Raw genomic sequence first — 25,570 nt, forward strand, 5'->3', positions numbered from 1 at the left:
AACCGATTCTAACCCGCACCTTCAACCCTGTGTCAAAAGGGATGGTTAATAAAAGTAGTCAAAATCATAGCGTCCAAACGAAAACGGCCCGGCGAGTGCCGGGCCGTTTTCGTTCAACATGCGGATGTCAGCCGATGGTCATCAGGCTGGCATTCCCGCCCGCAGCAGCGGTGTTCACGCTGACTGCCCGCTCGATCACCAGCCGCTCCAGGGCGATGTTGGTTTCGCCATGGGACAGCCCCTGAACGCCGACGATCGCGCCGGCGCGCCCGGCAATCACTTCGCAGACCGCACGCAACTGGTCCGAATCGCCGTGATGGATAACCGCATCGAAGGCCGCCTCGTCGCGTTTCCAGTCGGCGATCAGCTGAATGCGGGCCTGAACGTCCTTGGGCAAGCGGCTCACCACGCTACGGGCAGGCTCGCCTTCCACCATCACAGCACGGCTACCAACCGCCAGTACGGCGGCCAGCTGGGCCAGCGAGTCGGCCTCGGAGTCGGCCAGGCAGAGCACGTGTTCGCGAGGCAGGATCACATAGCTGTTGCGCTCGCCGGTCGGGCCGGGTAGCAGGCGAGAGATACCGCTCTGGGACTGGGCAGCGTACTGGTTGCAAGCGTCGACCAGCCCCGACTGTTGATTGCTTTCAGCCCAGGCCTTGAGTGCCTGCAGTGGCTTGAGCAGCAGATCATGCACACGGCTGTCCGGGGTGCCGATGTCGCTACGGTCGAAGGTACGGCTGACCGCGTCTGCCGGCCGGGTAGACAGCAGGCGGTACAGGTACAGCGGCCCGCCCGCCTTGGGCCCGGTGCCGGACAGACCTTCGCCACCGAATGGCTGCACGCCCACGACGGCCCCCACGATGTTGCGGTTCACATACATGTTGCCCGCATTGACGTTCTCGGTAACCTTGGCGATCGTCTCATCGATACGCGTATGTACGCCCAGGGTGAGCCCATAACCGGAGGCGTTGATCTGGCCGATCAAGGCATCCAGCTCACGACGCTTGTAGCGCACCACGTGCAGCACGGGCCCGAAGATCTCGCGCTTGAGCTCGTCGAAGCTCTCGAGTTCGATCAAGGTAGGCATCACGAAGGTGCCGCGGCGGCATTCGGCGGTATCGGCGATCGCCACCTGGTATACGGTGCGGCCTTTTTCGCGCATGGCCTGGATATGTTGCTCGATACCCGCCTTGGCTTCGGCGTCGATCACCGGGCCAATGTCCACCGCCAGGCGTTCGGGGTTGCCGAGGCGCGCCTGGGCCATGGCGCCCTTGAGCATTTCGATCACGCGGTCGGCGCTGTCTTCCTGCAGGCACAGCACGCGCAGGGCCGAGCAACGCTGGCCAGCACTGTCGAAGGCCGAGGACACTACGTCGATCACCACTTGCTCGGTGAGCGCCGAAGAGTCCACGATCATTGCGTTCTGCCCGCCGGTTTCAGCGATCAGCGGGATCGGACGGCCCTGAGCATCGAGGCGGCCGGCAATGTTGCGCTGGAGCAGCCGCGCCACGTCGGTCGAACCGGTGAACATCACCCCCTTCACACGTTCGTCGCCTACCAGCCCTGCGCCTACGGTTTCACCGCGCCCTGGCAGCAATTGCACCACGCCTTCGGGGATGCCGGCTTCAAGCAGCATGCGTACGGCCTGGGCGGCGACCAACGGGGTTTGTTCGGCAGGCTTGGCCAGGACCGGGTTACCCGCGGCCAGCGCTGCGGCCACCTGGCCGGTGAAGATAGCCAGGGGGAAGTTCCACGGGCTGATACACACCACTGGGCCCAGTGGGCGGTGCGCATCGTTGCTGAAGTCGTGACGGGCCTGCACGGCGTAGTAGCGCAGGAAGTCCACGGCTTCGCGCACTTCGGCGATTGCGTTGGCAAAGGTTTTGCCCGCCTCGCGCACCAGCAGGCCCATCAATGGCTGGATCTGCGCTTCCATCAGGTCAGCGGCACGCTCCAGAATGGCGGCGCGCTCGGCAGGCGGCGTGGCTTGCCAGATAGGGCCGTTGTTCAGTGCGCACTGAATGGCGGCATCGACATCGGCAATATCTGCCTCCTGCACGTGGCCTACCACGTCGCGGTGATCCGACGGGTTAAGCACGGGTTGGGCAGGGGCTTGCGAGGCTTCACAGCCCAGGATCGGACCGGCCTTCCAGTCATTGTGAGCGGTGGCCAGCAGGGCGCTGCTCAGCGAGGCCAGGCGGTGCTCGTTGGCCAGATCGATACCGGCCGAGTTGCTGCGCTCGCTGCCATAGAGGTCGCGTGGCAATGGAATGCGCGGGTGCGGCAGGCCGAATGCGCCTTCCTGCGCGCCCATGCGCTCGATGATCGCTACGGGATCGGCCACCAGTTCCTGGATGGAGATCGAGTGGTCAGCGATGCGGTTGACGAAGGACGTGTTCGCGCCGTTCTCGAGTAGCCGGCGGACCAGGTAGGCCAGCAAGGTTTCGTGCGTGCCCACGGGTGCATACACACGGCAGGGGCGATTCAGCTTGCCGTCGGCAACCTTGCCTACCACTTGCTCGTACAGCGGCTCGCCCATGCCATGCAGGCACTGGAATTCGTACTGGCCGGGATAGTAATTCTGGCCAGCGATCTGATAGATAGCCGCCAGGGTGTGGGCGTTGTGGGTAGCGAACTGCGGGTAGATCGCCTCAGGCACGGCGAGCAGCTTGCGGGCGCACGCGATGTAGGAGACGTCGGTGTACACCTTGCGGGTATACACCGGGTAACCCTCCAGGCCCTCGACCTGGGCACGCTTGATCTCGCTGTCCCAGTACGCACCTTTCACCAAGCGGATCATCAGGCGGTGACGGCTGCGGCGAGCCAGGTCGATCACGTAATCGATCACGTACGGGCAGCGCTTCTGGTAGGCCTGGATCACGAAGCCGATGCCATTCCAGCCTGCCAGTTGAGGTTCGAAGCATAGGCGCTCGAGCAGGTCCAGCGACAGCTCCAGGCGATCGGCTTCCTCGGCGTCGATATTAAGGCCAATGTCGTACTGCTTGGCCAGTAAGGTAAGCGACAGCAGGCGCGGATACAGTTCATCCATCACGCGCTCGTACTGGGCGCGGCTGTAGCGCGGGTGCAGGGCGGAAAGCTTGATCGAGATGCCCGGGCCTTCATAGATGCCACGGCCGTGGGATGCCTTGCCGATTGAGTGGATAGCCTGCTCGTAGGAGGCGAGGTATTTCTGCGCATCGTGCTCGGTGAGCGCGGCCTCGCCCAGCATGTCGTAGGAGTATCGGAAGCCCTTGCTTTCGAACCGGCTGGCGTTGGCCAGTGCTTCGGCAATGGTTTCGCCCGTGACGAACTGTTCGCCCATCAGGCGCATGGCCATGTCGACGCCTTTGCGGATCATGGGCTCGCCGCGCTTGCCAATGATCCGGCTGAGCGAGGACGTAAGCCCCGCCTCGTTATGGGTAGACACCAGCTTGCCGGTGAGCAGCAGCCCCCAGGTGGCGGCGTTCACGAACAGGGAAGGGCTGTTGCCCAGGTGCGGCTGCCAATTGCCGTTGCTGATCTTGTCGCGGATCAAGGCATCGCGGGTGCCCTTGTCGGGAATACGCAGCAGCGCTTCGGCCAGGCACATGAGCGCCACGCCTTCCTGGGAAGACAAGGAAAATTCCTGCAACAGGCCTTGTACCAAGCCTGCGCGGCCGGTGGCGTTCTTTTGATTGCGCAGCTTTTCGGCGATACCTGCGGCCAGCTTGTTGGCGGCCGCGGCCATCTGCGCGGGCAAGCGCGCCTGCTCCAGCAGCATGGGGACCATTTCCTGCTCGGGGCGGCGATAGGCGCCGGTGATGGCCGCACGCAGCACCGATTGCGGAAGGATGCTTTCGGCGAACTCCAGGAAGCTCTGGTGAGCGTGGTCTGGCTGCACTTCGCCGGCATCGTCGTTGATGCTGGCTGCACTACCGTCGAGTTCGGTCAGAGACGCGCCACCCTCGAGTTTTTCGAGGTAATTGAAGATCGCTTGCTTGATCAGCCAATGCGGAGTGCGGTCGATGGACTGCGCCGCGGCTTTCAGGCGTTCGCGGGTAGGGTCGTCGAGTTTGACCCCAAGGGTGGTCGTCGCCATTTGATTATCCTCATCGGGTTGCCACTGTCGCGTGGCTTGTGCGTGGCGGCAAGATTATCCGTGGCCCCCTCGGGGTGCAACCCAGTGCAACCCAAAAAGTTGAACTATTTACCGCGCACAAGACCAGCGGGATTCATCGGTTGGATGCACGAAAACGGTGCAAGTTGTAAGTATTCGGCCGAGTTCGTTCGCAACCTTCGGCCATAGTGGTGTAGGACCATTCTGAAACTGCCGAAGTCGCCTTGAAACGTAGGTTGGCCAGTCCATAGGATGCCCCCTCTCGGTGCAACCAAGGTGCACCTCCAATAACAAGGACATGAGTATCCCGCCGAATGAGCCTTAGTAACCCTACGTTAATTGCTTTTCTGGTCTATATCGGCGTGATGTTGCTGATTGGCTTGCTGGCCTGGCGCGGCACACGCGATCTTTCCGACTACATCCTGGGCGGTCGCCGCCTGGGTGGCCTGGTCACGGCATTGTCCGCCGGTGCGTCTGACATGAGCGGCTGGCTGTTGATGGGGCTCCCGGGGGCCATCTACGTCAGCGGCTTGTCCGAGGGATGGATTGCCTTGGGCCTGGTAGCCGGCGCATACCTCAACTGGCGGCTGGTCGCGGGCCGGTTGAGGATTCACACCGAGCACTGCGGCGATGCGCTTACCTTGCCGGATTATTTTGCCTCGCGCTTCAACGACACCAGCGGCATTCTGCGGATTATTTCGGCGGTCGTGATTCTGGTGTTTTTCACCATCTATTGTGCATCGGGTATCGTGGCCGGTGCCCGGCTGTTCGAAAGCACTTTCGGCCTGCCCTATGAACAAGCGCTGTGGGTGGGCGCACTTGCGACGGTTGCGTACACCTTCATCGGTGGCTTCCTTGCCGTAAGCTGGACCGACACCGTACAAGCCTCGCTGATGCTGTTTGCCTTGATCCTCACACCCATTGCAGTGCTGTTGGCCACGGGTGGGGTAGATACCACTTTCCTGCACATCGAAAGCGCCCACCCGGAAAGCTTCGATATGCTCCGGGGCACTACCTGGATCGGCATCGTTTCTCTCTTGGCCTGGGGCCTGGGCTATTTTGGCCAGCCGCACATCCTTGCCCGTTTCATGGCGGCCGACTCGGTAAAATCCATCGTCAAGGCCCGTCGCATTTCCATGACCTGGATGATCCTCTGCCTCGCCGGCACGTGCTCCGTAGGCTTCTTCGGTATCGGTTATTTCCAGGCCAACCCTGAGCACGCGGTGGCCCTGGCGGGTAACCCCGAGCGGATATTCATTGAGCTGGCCAAGATCCTGTTCAACCCCTGGGTAGCCGGTGTGTTGCTGTCGGCCATTCTGGCGGCGGTAATGAGTACGCTGAGTTGCCAGCTGCTGGTGTGCTCCAGCGCCCTTACCGAAGATTTTTACCGCCATTTCCTGCGCAAGTCGGCCTCCCAGCGTGAGCTGGTGTGGGTAGGCCGTGCCATGGTGCTGCTGGTTGCCGTGATCGCCATTGTGCTTGCGGCGGATCCGGACAGCCGAGTGCTGGGCCTGGTGAGTTATGCCTGGGCCGGGTTTGGCGCGGCTTTCGGCCCGGTGGTGATCATTTCGGTCCTCTGGAAGGGCATGACCCGTTATGGCGCGCTGGCCGGCATCGTCACAGGGGCCGTGACGGTCGTGCTGTGGAAGATGTACGGGCACAGCGCCGTCTACGAAATCATCCCCGGCTTCGTGCTCGCCTGCCTGGCCATTGTGCTGGCAAGCCGGCTGGGTGAGCCTGGCGAAACCGTGAAGCGGCAGTTCGAAGTGGCGGACAAAGCCTGGCGAGGTGCGCGCGGCTGACTGCCACCCGGCCCTTCGCCTTTGGCGACAGGGCCGGGGCGCGGTAAACTTCGGCACCCTGCAGGAGTAACCATGAATTACCGTCACGCCTTCCATGCCGGCAACCATGCCGATGTCTTCAAGCACCTGGTGCTTAGCCGCCTTATCGCGCTGATGTCGCGAAAGGAGCAACCCTTCGCTTATCTGGACACCCACGCCGGGGTCGGCTTGTATGACCTCCAGGGCGACCAAGCGAGCCGCACGGGGGAGTACCTGGAAGGCGTTACCCGGCTTTGGGCGGCAGAAAACCCGCCGGAGTTGGCTGCGGATTACCTTCGCGTTCTGCGCAAGCTCAACCCTGACGGCGATCTACGTTATTACCCCGGTTCGCCCGAACTGGCCCGCCGGCTGGCGCGCCAGCAGGACAGCCTGCAGTTCAACGAAAAACATCCCGACGATGGCCTGGCGCTGAAGGAAAACATGAAGCGCGACCCGCGCGTGGCGGTTCACAGAGGAGAAGGGTGGCATGTACCCCGGGCACTGCTGCCCACCCCGGAAAAACGTGCGGTGATGTTGATCGACCCGCCGTTCGAGCAGCCTGATGAACTGCAGCGCTGTACCCGCGCGATCAAGGAGAGCATCGCTCGCATGCGCCAGACGGTGGTTGTGGTGTGGTACCCGATCAAGGACGAGAAAGGCCTGCGCCGTTTCTATCAGGAGCTGACCAGTACTGGCGCGCCCAAGTTGCTCAAGGCCGAGCTGTACGTGCATCCGGCGGATACAGATACCCGCCTCAATGGCTCGGGCCTTGCCATCGCCAACCCACCGTGGGGGCTGGAAGAAGAACTGAAGGCCTTGCTGCCCTGGTTGGCCCAGTTGCTGGGCCAGACACAAGGCAGCTGGCGCGTGGACTGGCCAATCCCTGAGTAACCGTAAGGGCAGACCTTACGCTGGCAGGCAAACGCCGGTGCCACCGATACCGCAGTAACCGCCCGGGTTCTTGGCCAGGTACTGCTGGTGGTAGGCCTCGGCATAGTAGAAGGCCGGCGCTTGCTGAACGTCAGTGGTGATGTCCGGATGGCCAGCCTTGCGCAGCTCGGCCTGGAACGCTTCGCGGCTGCCCAGTGCCGCGTGCAGTTGGGCTTCGCTGGTAGTGAAGATCACAGAGCGGTACTGCGTGCCGATGTCGTTGCCTTGGCGCATGCCCTGGGTTGGGTTGTGGGATTCCCAGAACACCTTGAGCAGGTCCTCGTAGCGGGTTTCCTTCGGATCGAACACCACCATTACCACTTCGCTGTGGCCGGTAAGGCCGGAGCACACTTCTTCGTAAGTGGGGTTGGGCGTAAAGCCACCGGCATAGCCTACCGCCGTGGTGTACACGCCCGGCTGTTGCCACAGGCGGCGCTCGGCGCCCCAGAAGCAGCCCAGGCCGAAGTAGGCCACTTCCAGGCCGGCCGGGAAAGGCGCTTGCAAGGGGCGGCCGTTCACAAAGTGTTCGGCGGGCACGGCCATTGGCGTTTCGCGACCAGGCAATGCCTGCTGCGCGGTAGGGAGTTCGTTCTTGTTCACAAGGATTTCCGAGCGCAGGACCATGGTCTTCTCCGCGGTAGGTCAGTAACAGCCCTACAGTGTGCCTCAGGCGCGCGCTTGTGTCAGGTCGCCGGGCCGCGCGGGTACCGCTTGAGCGCGTCCACCAGCCGCGCGGACGGGATCGGGCGGTCGAACAGGTAGCCCTGACCCACGTCGCAACGATGGCGGCGCAGGAAATTCAGCTGTTCCGCTGTCTCGATACCTTCAGCCACCACTTTCAGCTTCAGGTTGTGGGCCATGGCAATCACCGCGGAGGTGATCTCCATGTCGTCCTGGCTGGTGGGGATGTCGTTGATGAAGCTACGGTCGATCTTGATGATGTCGATCGGGAATTTCTTCAGGTAGCTCAACGAGGAGTAGCCGGTACCGAAGTCATCCATGGCCAGTGACAGGCCCAGGCCCTTGAGTTGGCCGAGCAGTTGTCGGGTGTCTTCGGTGGCCTCCAGCAGCAGGCCCTCGGTAAGCTCAAGCTCGAGCAGGTTGGGGGCGAGCTTTTCTTCGGTCAGGATCTGGCTGATGGATGCCACCAGGTCCGGGTCGGAGAATTGTTTGGGCGAAAGGTTGATGGCGACGTGAAGCGGGCCATAACCGGCAGCGGTCAGCTGTTTGCTCATGCGACACGCCTGGCGCACCACCCATTTGCCGATGGGAATGATCAGGCCGGTTTCCTCGGCCACGCTGATGAACTGGTCCGGGCGAATCATGCCTTTTTCCGGGTGGTTCCAGCGTAGCAGTGCTTCCATGCCGAGCAGCCGGCCCGTGCGCAGGCACAGTTTTGGCTGATAGAACACTTCCAGCTCGTTCTGGGTCAGTGCCCGGCGCAGGTTGTTCTCCACGAACAGCTTGTAACTGGCTTCCGCGTTCAGCGCTTCGGTAAACACCTGAACCTGATGCTTGCCGTTGGCCTTGGCCTTGTGCAATGCCAGGCCGGCGTTTTTCATCAGGGTTTGCGGGTCGCGCCCATGCAGCGGCGCGCAGGCGAGGCCAACCGAGGCGGTCACGTTGATCAGCTGGTTGTCGACGAACATTGGTTTGTCGAGCGTTTTCAGCACCTGGAGCGCCAGCTGCTGGCCGGCTTCGGGGTCGGTGTCATCCAGCAGAACGGCAAATTCATTACTGGCGAAACGCGCCAGTGTGCCTGAGGGGCTCAAACTGTTGCGCAGCCGGCGGGCCAGGCTGATCAGCAATTTATCGCCGGTCTGGTGCCCGAGGCTGTCGTTGATGCGCTTGAAGTTGTCGATATCCACCAGCATGAGCGCCAGTGGTGTGTCCACGTCGCTGGCGAAGCGCTCATCGAGGCTGCGGATGAATGCCGGCCGGTTCCCCAGGTTGGTGAGGTTGTCGGTATACGCCAGCCGCTCGATGCGCTGCTGGGCGAGCTTGGACTGCGTGATGTCCTCGTAGATACCGATGTAATGGGTGAGCTCGCGGTGGTCGTTGAACACCTTCGAGATCGACAGCTGCCCCCAGTAGGGTTCGAGGTTCTTGCGCCGGCTTTTGAACTCGCCCTGCCAACTGTTGCTTTTAGCAAGGCTGGACGGTGCGTCGAACAGCAGTTCGCTGAGGTTTTCCAGGGCCGGCAATTCAGAGAGGCGGTGGCCGTGCACTTCATCGGAGGTGTACTGGGTGATGGCTGTGAAGCTGGGGTTCACGTACTCCACCACGCCATCGCAGTTCACCAGCAGGAATGCGTTGGCGCTCTGCTCCACTGCCCGCTGGAACAGATGCAGCGCGCTGGTGGCGGTACGGCGGTTGTGATTGGTAATCACTTGGGCGAACTGATCTGCCAGCTCGCCGGCAAACGCGACTTCGTCCGACTGCCAGGCGCGCTCGGTATGCTGCTCCAGGCACAGGATGCCCACCACCTGCCCGTCGACACGGATACTCGCGTCCAGCACCGATACGATGCCTCCATGCCGCGCCGCCGCCGTGAGGTTGCGAATGCGCGGATCCCCCGTGGGGTTGTTGACATCTACCGCTCGGCTTCGATGCAGGGCGTCCAGGTAATCGGGATAACGGCTGGCATCGATCGGTGCCGGTACGCTGTAGGTTCGGGTGCCCGCGCTATACGCAAGGATCGGGACCAACCGATGCCCCTCAAGATGCCAAAGGCTGGTGCCGTCGATCTCGAAGATCTCGGACGCGCTGCGTGTGATCAGCTCCGCCGCTTCGCGCATGGGGTCATTGGTGGTGTAGCGCTGTCGCGCCAGGCGCAGGATCAGGTCCTGCTGGGCCCGAACGCGCTCCAGATGATGTAACTGCTCGCGCTGTGCCCGGTGGTTGACCTCCAACGCAACCTGTAACTGGCCACTTGGGGAGTTCAGGTCCGCTTGCCCGACGTCGAAGGTATCGCCCGCCAGGTCATCCACGCCCAACAGGTAACCGCGCAGCAGCTGGCGGTTGTGCTGCTTGAAGGGCTCGCCCACTTCAAGGATGTTCACCGGGCCATTGGCCGAGTGCAGCACGTAGCGCACCAGGTAGTAGGCGCGCCTGGCGAGCTGGGCCTGGATGGCGTCGTGCAGCTGATAGCGCGCTTCGGGCTCCATCAGGCTGGCATACGGCGAGCCGATCAGGGCGCACAGTTCGCTCGCTGGCAGGCCAAAGTCCTTTTCGCAGGCGGGGTCCAGGTACAGCAAGGCCCAGTTTGCCTCGTTCAGCCGTTCGAAACGGAGCATGCCCAGGCGCGAAGGCACGGGTAGCTGCGTAACGACCTCGGCCGCCATTCGAGTGGCGGCATCCGGGTGGCTTTTCATCGAGAACTCGCTTGAGAAATACGGTTTACACAGATCCGTCTGGTGGCAGTTGCTACGTGCAGCAAGGTTGCATCATGGCGCATCGGCTGACAAGCGCTACAGTGGCCCTGTGCCTTCATCTGGCAGGTTAAGCGTCGGTTTTTCCGCATTCCCTGCGTCGGTATAACGGCAGCACAAGCGCTTTACTGTAGTCGACGTTGAATTGGCGTCAAATGCGAGGGTAATTACCACGCTAGAGGCGAGAGTAGCAGGTCTTCGCGACAGTCGGTGTATCTGCCATGAAACTTTGGGCGCCGATCAAAAATGATAAAAAAACCCCGCCGAAGCGGGGTTGAGGTTTCGAGCGTAGCAGCTCAAAAGAGGGGTGCCGCGCCACAGGGCAGCGCGGCAAAGTGGCTCAGAGCAGCATGGAGCGAATATCGCCCAATACATCGCTCAACCGCTTGGTGAAGCGCGCGGCGGCGGCACCGTTGATCACACGGTGATCGTAGGAAAGCGACAGCGGCAGCATCAGGCGCGGCTGGAATGCCTTGCCGTCCCACACTGGCGCCATGGCGGCCTTGGACACGCCCAGGATGGCAACTTCAGGCGCATTGACGATCGGCGTGAAGCCGGTGCCGCCAATGTGCCCAAGGCTTGAGATGGTGAAGCAGGCGCCTTGCATGTCGTCCGAGGCCAGCTTTTTGGTGCGCGCCTTTTCCGCCAGGGCGGCAGCTTCGGCAGCCAGTTGCAGCAGGCTCTTCTGGTCAACGTTCTTGATCACCGGTACCAGCAGGCCATCCGGCGTATCCACGGCGAAGCCGATGTTCACGTACTTCTTGCGGATGATGGCTTTGCCGCTCGGTGCCAGCGAGCTGTTGAAGTCTGGCAGTTCCTTGAGCAGGAATGCGCAGGCCTTGAGCAGCAACGGCAGCACGGTGAGCTTCACGCCCGCTTTTTCGGCCACGGCTTTCTGGGCCACCCGGAAAGCTTCGAGCTCGGTGATGTCCGCCTGATCGAACTGGGTCACGTGAGGCACGTTCAGCCAGCTGCGGTGCAGGTTGGCGGCCCCCACTTGCATCAGGCGCGTCATCGGCACTTCTTCGATTTCACCGAAGCGGCTGAAGTCCACCACCGGAATCGGCGGAATGCCGGAGCCACCTGCGGCCGCGGCGGCGGCAGGCGCCTCCTTGGCCTTGGCCATCATCGCCTTGACGTAAACCTGCACGTCTTCCTTGAGGATACGACCATGCGGGCCAGTGGCGCCAACCTGGGCAAGGTCCACGCCAAACTCGCGCGCCAACAGGCGAACGGCCGGGCCTGCATGTACCTTCCCGCTTGGTGCGGCGACCGGCGCCGGAGTAGCGGCAGGCGCGGCAGCAGGCTTGGCAGCCGGTGCGGGTGCTGCCGGTGCCGATGCAGCAGGCGCCGCAGCAGCAGGGGCGGCCGCGGTGGGCGCCGGGCTGCTTCCTGCAACTTTGAGCTTGAGGATCAGGTCACCCGTGCCAACTTCACTTTCCAGCTGGGCGATCACGCTTTCCACCACGCCCGCTTCGGGGCATGGGATTTCCATGCTGGCCTTGTCGGATTCCAGGGTGATCAGCGACTGATCCTTCTCAACCTTGTCGCCGGCCTTCACCAGCACTTCGATGATCTTGGCTTTGCCCGACGAACCGATGTCCGGCACGTGAATATCTTTTACGGTGTCACCGGCCGGTGCGCTCGGGGCAGCAGCTGGCGCGGCGGCAGCGGGTTCCTTGGCCGTGGGCGCGGGTGCGCTGGCAGCCGGGGCAGAAGCGGAGCCTGCGCCCTTGAGCTTGAGGATCAGGTCCCCGGTGCCCACTTCGTCGTTCAGGTTCACGCTGATGCTTTCGACCACGCCAGCGGCAGGAGACGGGATCTCCATGCTGGCCTTGTCCGATTCCAGGGTGATCAGCGACTGGTCCGCCTCAACGGTGTCGCCAACCTTTACCTGGATCTCGATCACCTGGGCCTTGCCCGACGAACCGATATCCGGCACATGCACGTCCTGGCTCGCGCCGCCGCCGCTTGGCGCAGGTGCGGACGGCCGGGTTTCCTCGGCTTCGTCCGGCGCGCTCGGCTTGGCGACCACGGTAGGCTCAGGTGCAGCAGCCGGCGCGGCAGACGCCGAAGCGCCTTCGATTTCCAGCTCCAGCAACTCGTCGCCTTCTTTCAGGCGGTCGCCCAGCTTGACCTTGATGGCTTTGACCACGCCAGCCTTGGGGGCCGGCACTTCCATGCTGGCCTTGTCCGATTCGAGGGTTACCAGGCTTTGTTCGGCTTCGATACGGTCGCCGACCTTTACCTGAATCTCGATGACTTCCCCTTCACCGCTGCCGATGTCGGGTACGCGAATAAGCTCGCTCACGAATGTTCTCCTCAGCAGTCCAGGGGGTTGCGTTTGTCAGGATCGATGCCAAACCGGGCAATGGCTTCGGCCACCACTTTCGGTTCGATATCGCCACGGTCTGACAAGGCTTCGAGGGCGGCCAGCACGATGAAATGGCGGTCCACTTCGAAGAAGTGGCGCAGTTTCTTGCGGCTGTCGCTGCGACCGAAGCCGTCGGTACCCAGGACCTTGAATTCCTTGCTCGGAACCCACTGGCGGATCTGTTCGGCGAACAGTTTCATATAGTCGGTAGAAGCGATGACCGGCCCCTTACGACCGCTCAGGCATTCTTCCACGTAGCTCTGCCGAGGCTTCTGCTCCGGGTGCAGGCGGTTGCTGCGCTCCACGGCCAGGCCGTCGCGGCGCAGTTCGTTGAAGCTGGTAACGCTCCACACGTCGGCGCCCACGTTGAACTCCTCGCGCAGGATTTTCGCTGCCTCGCGAACCTCGCGCAGGATGGTGCCCGAGCCCAGCAGCTGCACATGATGCGCGGCGTCACGGGTGTCGTCCTCGAGCAGGTACATACCCTTGATGATGCCTTCCTCGGCGCCGGCCGGCAGGGCAGGCTGAGCGTAGGCTTCGTTCATCACGGTGATGTAGTAGAAGATGTCCTGCTGCTCTTCCATCATCTGGCGCATGCCTTCGCGGATGATCACCGCCAGTTCATAGCCGTAGGTGGGGTCGTAGCTGCGGCAGTTCGGAATGGTCGCCGCCATCAGGTGGCTGTGACCGTCCTCGTGCTGCAGGCCTTCGCCGTTGAGCGTGGTGCGGCCAGCGGTGCCGCCCACCAGGAAGCCACGGGTACGGCTGTCGCCAGCGGCCCAGGCCAGGTCACCGATACGCTGGAAGCCGAACATCGAGTAGAAGATGTAGAACGGCAGCATCGGCTGGTTGTGGCAGCTGTAAGCAGTACCGGCGGCAATGAACGACGACATGGCGCCGGCTTCGTTGATGCCTTCTTCGAGGATCTGGCCCTTCTTGTCCTCGCGGTAGAACATCACCTGGTCTTTATCCACAGGCTCGTACAGCTGGCCTACGGACGAGTAGATGCCCAGTTGGCGGAACATGCCTTCCATACCGAAGGTACGGGCTTCGTCCGGGATGATCGGAACGATGCGGTGGCCCAGTTCCTTGTCCTTCACCAGTTGGGTGAGGATGCGCACGAACGCCATGGTGGTGGAGATTTCGCGGTCGCCCGAACCATCCAGGATGGCCTTGAGGGTTTCCAGCGGCGGTACTGGCACGTTGAAGCTCTTGGCGCGGCGCTGGGGCACGAAACCACCCAGGGCGGTGCGGCGCTCGCTCAGGTACTTGGCTTCGGCGCTGCCAGGTTCGGGCTTGTAGAACGGCAGTTTTTCCAGGTCTTCGTCGCGTACCGGGATGTCGAAGCGGTCGCGGAATTTACGCAGGCTGTCCACATCCACCTTTTTGGTGTTGTGGGCCGTGTTTTTCGCTTCACCGGCGCCGGTGCCATAACCCTTGATGGTCTTGGCCAGTACCACGGTCGGTTGACCGTTATGGTTGTTCACGGCGTCGTGATAGGCCGCGTACACCTTGTACGGGTCGTGACCACCGCGGTTGAGCTTCCAGATCTCGTCATCGGACAGGTCAGCGACCATGGCCTTGAGTTCCGGGGTATTGAAGAAGTGCTCACGGACGAACGCACCGTCCTTGGCCTTGTAGTTCTGGTACTCGCCGTCGACCACTTCGTCCATGCGGCGCTGCAGGATACCGTCGGTGTCCTTGGCCAGCAGTGGGTCCCAGAAACGGCCCCACACTACCTTGTTGACGTTCCAGCCGCCGCCGCGGAACACGCCTTCGAGTTCCTGGATGATCTTGCCGTTGCCGCGAACCGGGCCGTCGAGGCGCTGCAGGTTGCAGTTGATGACGAAGATCAGGTTGTCCAGCTTCTCGCGGCCGGCCAGGGCGATAGCGCCGAGGGATTCCGGCTCGTCGCACTCACCGTCACCCATGAAGCACCATACCTTCTGCTTGCCGGCAGGGATGTAGCCGCGGGCTTCGAGGTACTTCATGAAGCGTGCCTGGTAGATCGCCTGGATCGGGCCCAGGCCCATGGACACGGTAGGGAACTGCCAGAAGTCGGGCATCAGCCAAGGGTGCGGATAGGAGGACAGGCCCTTGCCGTCCACTTCCTGGCGGAAGTTGTCCATCTGCTCTTCGCTGATGCGGCCTTCCATGAACGCACGGGCGTAAACGCCGGGCGAGGCATGGCCCTGGAAGAAGATCAGGTCGCCGCCGTGCTCTTCAGTAGGGGCCTGGAAGAAGTAGTTGAAACCGATGTCATACAGCGTCGCGCTGGAGGCGAAGCTGGAGATGTGTCCGCCCAGGTCCGAATCCCTGAGGTTGGTGCGAACGACCATGGCCAACGCGTTCCAGCGAACCAGCGAGCGGATGCGGCGTTCCATGAACAGGTCGCCGGGCATGCGTGCTTCGTGGGTAACTGGAATGGTATTACGGTATGGCGTGGTGATTGCGTAGGGGAGTTGCGAACCACTGCGGGTGGCCAACTCGCCCATGCGAGTCATCAGGTAGTGAGCGCGGTCTTCGCCTTCTTTGTCGAGAACCGACTCCAGGGCGTCCAGCCATTCCTGGGTTTCGACGGGATCGAGGTCTTGCATGGCTTGCTCCAGGGCGGAAAGGCCACCAGAATCGATGACCTGAGTTTGCGACTGGCCTTGTGGGCAGACGACATGAATTCTTGGATCACCGGTGGGTTGGCCCGGTGTCCTGTAGTTTTACTACAAATCAACGCTCATTTCATGTACCGCAGCGACCGTGGCAGTAGGAAAACTACAGGTAGTGACGTCCCCATCCGGCGTCAGCCTGTAGCTGTTGCCGGTTCAGTAGACTAAAAACCAGCCTTGGAAAGGGTACCTGTGATGCCTGCTGCCAAATTTATCCACCTTTCAGCTATTTCTAGCCTTTGTTGGACAGTCCTGTCAGCTGCGATTTTTCATGCAAGTAGCGAGGCCTGCCGTGTAGGCGACCTGAAGGATAGACCATGAGCCGTCCAGCACTGATCCCCTTGCCCGACGTATTGCAGGCCACCGCCAGCAGCCGCCTGGTCGATTTCAAGCAGGCGCTGGAGGAAATTGGCGGGCAATGGCCGGCGCACCACGAGCCCGCCCTCGCTCGGGTATTGGCCGCCAGTGACTTCGTGTACGAGCAGGCCAGCCGAGACCCAGCCATGCTGATGGGGCTGGTCGCCAGTGACGACATCGACCGCGCATATGAACCGGGCGAACTGCGCAGGCGGATAAATGAGGCGGTGGCCGCAAGCGAAAACGAGGACGCCCTGGGCCGCGCGCTGCGTCGGCAGCGGGCCCGTGAGCAGGTGCGCATCATCTGGCGTGACCTGAACCGCGTCACCAATCTTCAAGCCACATGCCGCGACCTGTCCGACCTGGCCGATGCCTGTATAGATGAGGCGTATCTGTGGTTGTACCCCAGGCACTGCCAGCAGTTCGGCACGCCCATGGGGCGCCATTCAGGCCAGCCTCAGCAGCTGATCGTTCTGGGGATGGGCAAGCTGGGGGCAGGGGAGCTGAACCTCTCTTCTGACATCGACTTGATCTTCGCCTATCCGGAAGGCGGTGAAACCGAAGGCGCGCGGCGTTCGGAAGATAACCAGGCGTTCTTCATTCGCCTGGGTCAGCGCCTGATCAAGGCACTGGACCCGGTGACCGTCGACGGCTTCGTGTTCCGGGTAGACATGCGCCTTCGCCCGTACGGTTCGGCGGGGGCGCTGGTGCTCAGCTTCAATGCGCTGGAGCAGTATTACCAGGATCAGGGGCGGGACTGGGAGCGCTACGCCATGATCAAGGCCCGGGTAGTGGCGGGCGATCAGGTAGCGGGCGCCCAGCTGCTCGACCTGTTACGTCCGTTCGTGTACCGGCGTTACCTGGATTTTTCCGCGATCGAAGCTCTGCGCACCATGAAGCAGCTGATCCAGCAGGAGGTTCGCCGCAAGGGCATGGCGGACAACATCAAGCTGGGGGCGGGCGGTATCCGCGAAGTGGAATTTATCGCTCAGGCCTTCCAGCTGATTCACGGCGGGCGTGACCTCAGCCTGCAACAGCGCCCCCTGCTTGGCGTGCTGGCGACCCTGGAGCGGCAGGGTTATTTGCCTGCTGAGGTCGTAGATGAGCTGCGGGAAGGGTATGAATTCCTTCGCTACACCGAGCATGCGCTGCAAGCCATCGCCGACCGGCAAACCCAGATGCTGCCTGATGGCGACCTGGACCAGGCGCGGGTAGCGTTCATGCTCGGCTTTGCAAACTGGCAAGCCTTCCATGCACAGTTGATGCGCTGGCGGGAGCGGGTGGATTGGCACTTCCGAGGCGTGATCGCCGACCCCGACGAAGATGAAGACAGCGGCGACGTGATGGTGGGGGCAGAATGGCTACCGCTGTGGGAGGAGCGCCAGGACGATCAGGCCGCCATCGCGCAGCTGGCCGAAGGGGGCTTCCAGGCGCCGGCCAAGGCGCTGGAACGATTGGCGAGCCTGAGGGCCAGCGGCCAGCTGCGGGCCATGCAGCGGATGGGGCGCGAGCGGCTGGACGCTTTTATCCCAAGGCTGCTGGCGCAGGCGAGCGAGCACGCCGAACCGGATCTGGTGCTCGAGCGCGTGCTGCCGCTGGTAGAGGCGGTGGCGCGGCGGTCTGCCTATCTCGTGCTGCTGACCGAGAACCCGGGCGCGCTGCGTCAGCTGCTGACGCTGTGTGCCGCCAGCCCCTGGATCGCCGAGCAGATTACCCGCTTCCCACTGCTGCTCGATGAGCTGCTGAACGAGGCGCGGCTGTTCCATCCGCCGCTGGCACCGGAACTGGCCGCTGAGCTACGCGAACGGCTGACGCGCATCCCCGAAGACGACCTGGAACAGCAAATGGAAGCGCTGCGGCATTTCAAGCTGGCCCATAGCTTGCGCGTGGCGGCCGCAGAAATTGCCGGCACCTTGCCGCTGATGAAAGTGAGCGATTACCTCACCTGGCTCGCCGAAGCCATCCTCGCCGAGGTGTTGGCGCTGGCCTGGCGGCAAACCACCGTACGCCACGGCGCCCCGGTGCGGCCGGATGGCAGCCTGTGCGATCCAGGTTTCATCATTGTGGGCTACGGCAAAATGGGCGGGCTGGAACTCGGCCATGGTTCGGACCTTGATCTGGTGTTCATCCACGACGCCGATGGCGCGGCGGAAACCGACGGCGAGCGGCCTATCGACGCCGGCCAGTTCTTTACCCGGCTCGGCCAGCGGATCATCCACCTGCTCACGGCGCAAACCAATTCCGGGCAGCTGTATGAGGTAGACATGCGCCTGCGGCCTTCTGGCGCGGCCGGGCTATTGGTCAGTTCGCTGGGTGCTTTCCAGCGCTACCAGCAGCAGGAGGCCTGGACCTGGGAGCACCAGGCACTGGTGCGGGCTCGGGTGCTGGTGGGGGACGCCAGCGTAGCCCACGCATTCGAGGGCATTCGGGCCGAGGTGTTGGGGCGCGAGCGGGACCTGCCCCAGCTGCGCGAGGAGGTAAGCGAGATGCGCGCCAAGATGCGGGATAACCTGGGAACCCGTATCACCGCCGCCGGGCGCGGCGACAATGCCTTCGACCCGCAGGTGCCCTTCGACATCAAGCAGGACGCCGGAGGTATCGTCGATATTGAATTTATGGTGCAATACGCGGCCCTGGCCTGGTCGCGCGAGCATCCCGCACTGCTGCGCTACACCGATAACATCCGTATTCTCGAGGGGCTCGAGCAGGCAGGGTTGTTGCCGCCGTTCGAGGCCAGCCTGCTGAGAGAGGCGTACAAGGCCTACCGCGCTGTCGCGCATCGGCGTGCCTTGCAAAAGCAGGCAGGGGTAACCGCCGGGGACCAGTTTGTCGCCGAGCGCCGCGAGGTCATGCGAATCTGGGCCTGGTTCGGGCTAGGTTAAACTGAGAATCCACGGGGGAGGCGCCCGCTTCCCCGATCGTTTGCGGAAAACCCATGAGAATTCTGATCATCGGGCCCAGCTGGGTCGGCGACATGGTGATGGCCCAGACGCTGTTCCAGTGTCTGAAGGCCCGCCATCCCGATTGCCAGATCGACGTGCTCGCCCCTGAGTGGAGCCGGCCGATACTGGAGCGCATGCCCGAAGTACGCCAGGCCCTCAGCTTCCCGCTCGGGCATGGCGTGCTGGACCTCGCCACGCGGCGCAAGATCGGCCGGTCGTTCAAGGGCCAATACGATCAAGCCATCGTACTGCCCAATTCGCTCAAATCCGCGCTGGTGCCGTTCTTTGCCGGCATCGCCCGGCGCACAGGCTGGAAAGGCGAGTTTCGCTACGGCCTGCTGAACGACATTCGGCCGCTGGACAAGGACCGCTACCCGCTGATGATCGAGCGCTTCATGGCCTTGGCGTATCCGCCGGGCGAAGCGCTCCCTACGCCTTATCCCCAGCCACGCCTGCGAATCGAACCTGCCAGCCGGGCCGCCGCGCTGGAGCGCTTCGGGCTGCAACTCGATCGCCCGGTGCTCGCGCTGTGCCCCGGGGCGGAGTTCGGCGAATCGAAACGCTGGCCGGCGGAACACTACGCCGACGTCGCCGAGGCGCGCATTCGTCAGGGCTGGCAAGTGTGGCTGTTCGGCTCCAAAAAGGACGAGCCTGTGGCCGAGGCGATTCGCGAGCGGTTGATCCCGGGGCTGCGTGAAGAAGCCGTGAACCTGTGTGGCGATACTTCGCTGGCCGAGGCCATTGACCTGATGTCTTGCGCCGCCGCGGTCGTGTCCAACGACTCGGGCCTGATGCATGTGGCTGCCGCGCTCAATCGGCCGCTGGTGGCCGTGTATGGCTCCACTTCGCCCGGCTTCACGCCGCCGCTGGCCGATCAAGTGGCGGTGGTGCGCCTGGGCATCGACTGTTCGCCCTGCTTCGACCGAACGTGCCGCTTCGGCCATTACAACTGCTTGCGCCTGTTGGATTCGCAGCGGGTCATCGATGCCTTGAAAGGCATGGACGCGACCGACACCGTCAACCTCATGGCAGGGGCTGAGTAAGTGCGGGTATTGCTGATCAAAACCTCCTCCCTGGGCGATGTCATTCATACACTGCCGGCACTCACCGATGCCGCACGTGCCATTCCCGGGATCCGTTTCGACTGGGTGGTCGAAGAGGGTTTTCGCGAAATCCCCACCTGGCACCCTGCCGTAGACAAGGTAATCCCGGTTGCTATCAGGCGCTGGCGCAAGAATCTCTGGCACACGGTCAAGAGCGGTGAGTGGCGTGGTTTCAAACAGCAGATGCGCGAGCGCAGCTACGATCTGGTGATCGACGCCCAAGGGTTGCTGAAAAGCGCCTGGCTCACCCGGTACGCACGGGCGCCCGTAGCGGGGCTGGACAAACGCTCGGCGCGTGAGCCCCTCGCTAGCCGCTTTTATGACCGCAAGCTAGGAGTGGTGCGTGGCCAGCACGCGGTAGAGCGGGTGCGCCAGTTGTTCGCGCTGGCGCTGGGCTACGACCTGCCCAATACCTTCGGCCAATATGGCCTGAACCGTTCACGCCAGCTGGCGGTGCCTCATCCCGTACCGTTCGTGGTGTTCCTGCATGGCACCACCTGGGACAGCAAACATTGGCCCGAGGCCTACTGGCGTGAACTCGCCGAGCGGCTGGGGTTGGCGAACATCGGCGTGCGCTTGCCATGGGGCAACGAAACCGAGTTCCGCCGCGCACACCGTATCGCCGCCGGGCTGAGCAACGTTTCGGTGCTGCCCAAGCTCAACCTGGCCGGCGTGGCCGACGTACTGGTCAAGGCCCGCGCATGCGTGGCAGTGGACACCGGCCTGGGCCACCTGGCCGCAGCGCTGGATGTGCCTGCGTTGTCGTTGTATGGCCCCACCAACCCCGGGTTGACCGGCGCCTATGGCCGTACCCAGGAGCACCTGGGCAGCGACTGGCCCTGCGCGCCTTGCCTGCAGAAGAACTGCACGTACAAGCCCACCCCTGAAGACCTGCGTAAACACAACATCAAGCGTGAGTGGCCGCTGTGCTTCACTCGCGTAAACCCAGAACGAGTGGCAGGACGCCTGAGCGCGCTGTTATTGGCCGAGGACCTGCGTTGATGCAACTGGCTTTTGTGCTGTACAAATATTTCCCGTTCGGCGGGCTGCAGCGAGACTTCATGCGCATCGCCCTTGAATGTCAGCGGCGCGGCCACCAGATCCGTGTGTATACCCTGATCTGGGAGGGCGACGTGCCCGCTGGCTTCGAAGTGCTGGTAGCGCCGGTGAAGGCGCTGTTCAATCATCGCCGCAACGAGAAGCTGAGCGCCTGGATGGCGGCCGACCTGGCGCAGCGCCCGGTGGACCGGCTGATCGGCTTCAACAAGATGCCCGGCCTGGACGTGTACTACGCCGCCGATGGCTGTTACGAAGACAAGGCGCAAACCCTACGCAACCCGCTGTACCGCCGCTGGGGCCGCTATCGCCACTTCGCCGAATACGAGCGCGCGGTGTTCGCCCCCGAGGCTTGCACGGAAATCCTGATGATTTCCGAGGTTCAGCAGCCGCTGTTCGTCAAACACTACGCAACCCCACAGCAGCGCTTCCATCTGTTGCCGCCAGGCATTTCCCAGGACCGCCGCGCGCCGGCCAATGCGGCCGAAGTGCGCGCGCAGTTTCGCCAGGAATTCGGCCTGGGTGCGCAGGATCGGCTGCTGGTGCAGATCGGCTCGGGCTTCAAGACCAAAGGCGTGGACCGCTCGCTCAAGGCATTGGCGGCATTGCCGGCGGCCTTGCGCCAGCGCACTCGGCTGTTCGTGATCGGCCAGGACGACCCCAAGGTGTTCCAGCTGCAGAGCACGGCCCTGGGCCTCAACGAGCAGGTGACGTTCATGAAAGGCCGCAGTGACATTCCGCGTTTTCTGCTGGGCGCCGACGCGCTCATTCATCCGGCTTACAACGAGAACACAGGTACCGTGTTGCTCGAAGCGGTAGTCGCCGGGCTGCCGGTGCTGGTCACGGCGGTATGCGGGTACGCCCATTACATCGACGAAGCGCGTGCCGGGGTTGTGTTGGACGAGCCGTTCGAGCAGGCCCAGCTCAACCGTGAGCTGCAACACCTGCTTGAAGACGACGCTGCGCGTGCCGAATGGTCAAGCAACGGGCTGGCCTTCGCCGACAGCGCCGACTTGTACAGCATGCCGCAGCACGCCGCTGACGTGATCCTGCAGGAGCGGGCCGCATGAAGCTGGTCCTTGCCGAGCCGTTCAAACACCTGTGGGCCAACACCGATCCCTTTGTTGCCGTAGAAGGCCTGCAGGGGGAGGTGTACCGCGAACTCGAAGGGCGGCGCACGCTGCGTACCGAGGTCGAGGGCCGGGGGTATTTCGTCAAGATCCACCGCGGCATCGGCTGGGGCGAAGTGTTCAAGAACCTCTTCAGTGCCAAGCTGCCGGTGCTGGGCGCCGGCCAGGAATGGGCCGCCATCCGCCGGCTGCATGAAGTAGGCGTACCCACCATGACCGCCGTGGCGTTCGGTGAGCGGGGGGCGAACCCCGCTACGCAGCATTCATTCATCGTGACCGAGGAGCTGGCGCCCACGATCAGCCTGGAAGACTACAGCCTGGACTGGCGCACCAACCCGCCTCTGCCCCTTACCAAGTGGGCATTGATTGAGCGGGTGGCGCAGATGACCGGCGCCATGCACCGGGCAGGCGTGAACCATCGTGACTGCTATATCTGCCATTTCCTCCTGCATACCGATCGGCCGTTCAATGCGGCGGATTTCCGCTTGTCCGTGATCGACCTGCACCGTGCGCAAACCCGCCAGCGCATCACTCGCCGCTGGCGGGACAAGGACTTGGCCGCGCTCTATTTTTCCGCCCTGGACATCGGCCTCACCCAGCGTGACAAGCTGCGCTTCCTGCGGGCCTACTTCCAGCAACCGCTGCGCCAGGTGCTGCGTGACGAAGCCGCACTATTGGCCTGGCTGGAACGCAAGGCTGGCAAGCTGTACGCCCGCAAGCAGCGTTACGGGGACGCGCTCTGATGGCCGGCTGGAAGCTGGACCCTGACTGTGAAGACCTGGCCCCGGTATTTGGCAGCCTGGACGCGGTCTTTGCCCTGCGAGGCGAGCGCCTGACCCGCGACCTGTTGTCTGAACTGGTCAAGGTCGATCATGAGGGCGTGGCCTATTACGTCAAGCGCTACAACGGCGCGGGTAAAGGGTTGCGCCGCTACCTGGGCAAGCCTCGGGTAAAAGCCGAATGGCAGAACCTCAAGCGGTTCGCCAAATGGGGCATTCCCACCGCGCATGTGGTGGGCTTCGGGCTGGAACGTGACAACGTGTCATTCGAGCGTGGCGCCATGATCACGCGCGAACTGCCCGCCACAGAGGACCTGCTGGCACTGGTGAAGCGCCACGACCCTCGCCTGAAGAACCGGCAATGGGTGGAGCATGTGAGCGCGCAACTGGCCCGCCATACGCGAACCCTGCACGATCATCACTTCACCCATAACGATTTGAAATGGCGCAACCTGCTGGTGGATGACGCCGGCACGCTGTACCTGATCGACTGCCCCAATGGAGCATTCTGGTGGGGGTTCATGCTGCGGTACCGCATCACCAAGGACCTGGCCTGCCTGGACAAGGTCGCCAAATACGAGCTTTCCGCTACCCAGCGGCTTCGATTCTACCTGGCGTATCGCCGGCGGGAACGGCTCAATGCCTCGGATAAAAAACGCATCCGGCACATCGTCAGCTTTTTCGAGGGCCGGGAATGAAGCTCTTTATCGCACCAGGGGATCAGCCCCTGCTTGCCAGCCGTGGCCTCACCGACTTCGACACGCTGTGGGCGCTACCGCTTACGGCCGTGGATGAAGCGAACGTAGGGCGTGGCGGCTGGAGCCAGGTCTTTCGGCTGGACGTGGGCGCGCAGGGCTTCTACCTCAAGCGGCAGGCCAATTATCTGATCCGCAGCCTGCGCCACCCCCTCGGCGAGCCGACCGTGGCCCGGGAGTTTCGCAATATCCGCCGCTACGAGGAATTGGCCGTCCCGGCATTGGAGGCCAGTTATTTTGCCGAGCGGCGGCAGGGCGGTGAATGGCAAGCCATGTTACTGACTCGAGCCCTGGATGACTGGAGCGAACTTGGCGCCTGGCTGGCCCAGTGGCCAGTGCTCACACCGGCCCGCCGTGCGGCGCTGGTACAGGCCTGCGGGGAGCTTGCGCGCAAGCTGCATTGCGCGGGGCTGGTTCATGGCTGCTTCTACCCCAAGCACATTTTCCTGCGGGCCGAGGGCGATTGCTTCGAAGCACGCTTGATCGATCTGGAGAAAACCCGCTCGGCCTGGCTGGGCCAGCGTGACCGGGTGCGAGACCTTGAGCCGCTGCTGCGCCGTGCATCGGCGTGGTCGGAAGTGGACATTCGCGGGTTCCTCGCCGCCTACCTGCAGGCGGCGCCCACCGATACGCAGATTACGGCGTGGATGGAGCAATTGCTGGTTCGTCGGCGCCACAAGGAGACACGTTAAATGACGTTGCTACAGCTGGCGCGAGCAGGCAGAACGCCGGAATTGCCTATCATGCTATCGCTGGCCGACGCCGCCGGCCCAGCGGACCTGCAGCTGCTTTCGCTCTTGCGAGTGCTTCCGGGCCAGCGCTACGTAGGGGCGGGCGTATGGCGAGGGCGGGCGGTGCTGGCGAAATTGCTGGTAGGCCCCCGGGCCGCGCGTCAGTTTCAGCGTGAGCGCGACGGCGCGCGGCTGCTGGCTACGCAAGGCATCGCCACGCCCACGTTGCTGGCCGAGGGCTTGCGAGAAGGCGAGGGCGGCTGGTTGCTGTTCGAGTTCCTTCAAGGGGGGGAAAGCCTGGGGAGCGCCTGGGAACAGGTAGAAGGCTTGCCCCTGCTGGCTGACAAACAGGTTGAAGTCCTCGGCCAGGCGCTCGAATCGATTGCCGGCTTGCATGCCAAGGGGCTGTGGCAGGAAGACCTGCACCTGGATAACCTGCTGCGCAGTGGCGGCCGAGTGTATGTGGTGGACGGCGGAGGGGTCCGTGCCGAACAGCCAGGCCAGCCCCTGTCGCGCCAGCGGGTACTGGAAAACCTTGGGGTGTTCTTCGCCCAGTTGCCTCAAGGGCTTATGCCGTTCGTCGAGGAGCTGCTGGTGCATTACCTTCTGGCGAACAGTGAGCATGCGCTGCCGCTGGAGGCGCTGGAAAAACAGATCACCAAGGTGCGTGCCTGGCGCCTGCGGGATTTGCTCGCCAAGGCCGGCCGTGATTGCACGTTGTTCAGCGTAAGCCGAGGCCCATCGCTACTCAGGGCAATGCCGCGCAGCGAAGAAGCCGCGATGCTACCGGTGCTGGCCAATGCCGATCAGTTGATTGACCACGGCCACCTGTACAAGACCGGTGGCGCGGCTACCGTGGCGAGAGTTAACGCCAACGGCCGGCCGCTGCTGATCAAGCGCTACAACATCAAGGGCGTGGCGCATTGGTTCAAGCGATTCTGGCGGCCCAGCCGGGCCTGGCATTCCTGGATCGAGGCGCAGCGGCTGCGCTTTCTCGGTATCGCCACCCCCAAGCCACTGGCCGTGCTGGAAACCCGCACCCTCGGGTTGCGCGGTGTGGCCTATCTGGTGACCGAGCACCTTGATGGCCCGGACCTGATGCAATGCTTCAGCGGCCATATTGCAGATGGGCAGGTGCCCGAGGCGCAGTTGGGCGCGCTCGACGCCCTGTTCGCCGCGCTGATTCGCGAACGCATCAGCCATGGGGATATGAAGGCCCATAACCTGTTCTGGTGGCAGGGCCAATGGGCCTTGATCGACCTCGATGCCATGGAGCAACACGCGGCTGCCAGTAACTTCGCGGCGGCCTATGACCGTGATCGCGCCCGTTTTCTGCGCAATTGGCCAGCCGACAGCCCGTTGTACCGGTTGCTGGACGAGCGCCTGCCGCGGTTGTGATCGCG

The 25,570-nt window shown here is 63.1% G+C and carries 15 protein-coding genes; 10 read left to right on the forward strand and 5 right to left on the reverse strand.

Annotated elements, in window-relative coordinates; all coding sequences use genetic code 11:
- Window positions 1-127: 127 nt before the first annotated feature.
- The gene (gene putA, locus AC3Z8Y_RS01405) at window positions 128-4,078 is read right to left on the reverse strand and encodes a trifunctional transcriptional regulator/proline dehydrogenase/L-glutamate gamma-semialdehyde dehydrogenase (RefSeq protein ID WP_490088144.1); all 3,951 of its coding nucleotides are present in this window, start codon (window positions 4,076-4,078) and stop codon (window positions 128-130) included.
- A gap of 332 nt (window positions 4,079-4,410) precedes the next feature.
- Between putA and putP the strand changes: the two genes are divergently transcribed.
- Together putP and AC3Z8Y_RS01415 are read left to right on the forward strand one after the other, a co-directional pair.
- Complete coding sequence (gene putP / locus AC3Z8Y_RS01410; RefSeq protein WP_490088145.1) at window positions 4,411-5,898, forward strand: sodium/proline symporter PutP; 1,488 nt, start codon at window positions 4,411-4,413, stop codon at window positions 5,896-5,898.
- 72 nt (window positions 5,899-5,970) lie between these two features.
- The gene (locus AC3Z8Y_RS01415) at window positions 5,971-6,807 is read left to right on the forward strand and encodes a 23S rRNA (adenine(2030)-N(6))-methyltransferase RlmJ (protein WP_490088146.1); all 837 of its coding nucleotides are present in this window, start codon (window positions 5,971-5,973) and stop codon (window positions 6,805-6,807) included.
- A 15-nt stretch (window positions 6,808-6,822) separates the two neighbouring features.
- Here the strand turns inward: AC3Z8Y_RS01415 and msrA are convergent, their stop codons facing one another.
- The 4 genes from msrA to aceE form a co-directional block, all read right to left on the reverse strand.
- Complete coding sequence (msrA, locus tag AC3Z8Y_RS01420; RefSeq protein ID WP_490088147.1) at window positions 6,823-7,470, reverse strand: peptide-methionine (S)-S-oxide reductase MsrA; 648 nt, start codon at window positions 7,468-7,470, stop codon at window positions 6,823-6,825.
- A 59-nt stretch (window positions 7,471-7,529) separates the two neighbouring features.
- Window positions 7,530-10,220, reverse strand: a complete 2,691-nt coding sequence (locus AC3Z8Y_RS01425) for a sensor domain-containing phosphodiesterase (RefSeq protein WP_490088148.1) — start codon at window positions 10,218-10,220, stop codon at window positions 7,530-7,532.
- Between the two features lie 397 nt (window positions 10,221-10,617).
- Window positions 10,618-12,588 (reverse strand): dihydrolipoyllysine-residue acetyltransferase, encoded by a 1,971-nt coding sequence (aceF, locus tag AC3Z8Y_RS01430; RefSeq protein ID WP_490088149.1) that lies wholly within the window; start codon window positions 12,586-12,588, stop codon window positions 10,618-10,620.
- Window positions 12,589-12,599: 11 nt separating this feature from the next.
- Window positions 12,600-15,248 (reverse strand): pyruvate dehydrogenase (acetyl-transferring), homodimeric type, encoded by a 2,649-nt coding sequence (gene aceE, locus AC3Z8Y_RS01435; RefSeq protein ID WP_490088150.1) that lies wholly within the window; start codon window positions 15,246-15,248, stop codon window positions 12,600-12,602.
- Window positions 15,249-15,631: 383 nt separating this feature from the next.
- On the opposite strand from aceE, the gene glnE reads away from it, so the two are divergent.
- The 8 genes from glnE to AC3Z8Y_RS01475 are packed head-to-tail and all read left to right on the forward strand — an operon-like array spanning window position 15,632 to window position 25,565.
- Window positions 15,632-18,553, forward strand: a complete 2,922-nt coding sequence (gene glnE / locus AC3Z8Y_RS01440; RefSeq protein ID WP_490088151.1) for a bifunctional [glutamate--ammonia ligase]-adenylyl-L-tyrosine phosphorylase/[glutamate--ammonia-ligase] adenylyltransferase — start codon at window positions 15,632-15,634, stop codon at window positions 18,551-18,553.
- Between the two features lie 53 nt (window positions 18,554-18,606).
- Complete coding sequence (gene waaF / locus AC3Z8Y_RS01445; protein ID WP_490088152.1) at window positions 18,607-19,656, forward strand: lipopolysaccharide heptosyltransferase II; 1,050 nt, start codon at window positions 18,607-18,609, stop codon at window positions 19,654-19,656.
- Window positions 19,657-20,718 (forward strand): lipopolysaccharide heptosyltransferase I, encoded by a 1,062-nt coding sequence (gene waaC, locus AC3Z8Y_RS01450; protein WP_490088153.1) that lies wholly within the window; start codon window positions 19,657-19,659, stop codon window positions 20,716-20,718.
- Entirely contained in the window at window positions 20,718-21,842 is a 1,125-nt protein-coding gene (locus AC3Z8Y_RS01455) for a glycosyltransferase family 4 protein (RefSeq protein ID WP_490088154.1), read from the forward strand. Before waaC ends, AC3Z8Y_RS01455 begins: the two co-directional genes overlap by 1 nt.
- On the forward strand, window positions 21,839-22,645 hold the full coding sequence (rfaP, locus tag AC3Z8Y_RS01460) for a lipopolysaccharide core heptose(I) kinase RfaP (protein ID WP_490088155.1): 807 nt from the start codon (window positions 21,839-21,841) through the stop codon (window positions 22,643-22,645). The genes AC3Z8Y_RS01455 and rfaP overlap by 4 nt, the downstream gene beginning before the upstream one ends.
- Window positions 22,645-23,379: a lipopolysaccharide kinase InaA family protein gene (locus AC3Z8Y_RS01465; RefSeq protein ID WP_490088156.1), complete on the forward strand. Its 735-nt coding sequence runs from the start codon at window positions 22,645-22,647 to the stop codon at window positions 23,377-23,379. The genes rfaP and AC3Z8Y_RS01465 overlap by 1 nt, the downstream gene beginning before the upstream one ends.
- Window positions 23,376-24,128, forward strand: a complete 753-nt coding sequence (locus AC3Z8Y_RS01470) for a lipopolysaccharide kinase InaA family protein (RefSeq protein WP_490088157.1) — start codon at window positions 23,376-23,378, stop codon at window positions 24,126-24,128. The genes AC3Z8Y_RS01465 and AC3Z8Y_RS01470 overlap by 4 nt, the downstream gene beginning before the upstream one ends.
- Complete coding sequence (locus AC3Z8Y_RS01475; RefSeq protein ID WP_490088158.1) at window positions 24,129-25,565, forward strand: lipopolysaccharide kinase InaA family protein; 1,437 nt, start codon at window positions 24,129-24,131, stop codon at window positions 25,563-25,565.
- Window positions 25,566-25,570 lie beyond the last annotated feature (5 nt).

This window comes from Pseudomonas sp. 3MAES_34.3B, from assembly GCF_058145875.1.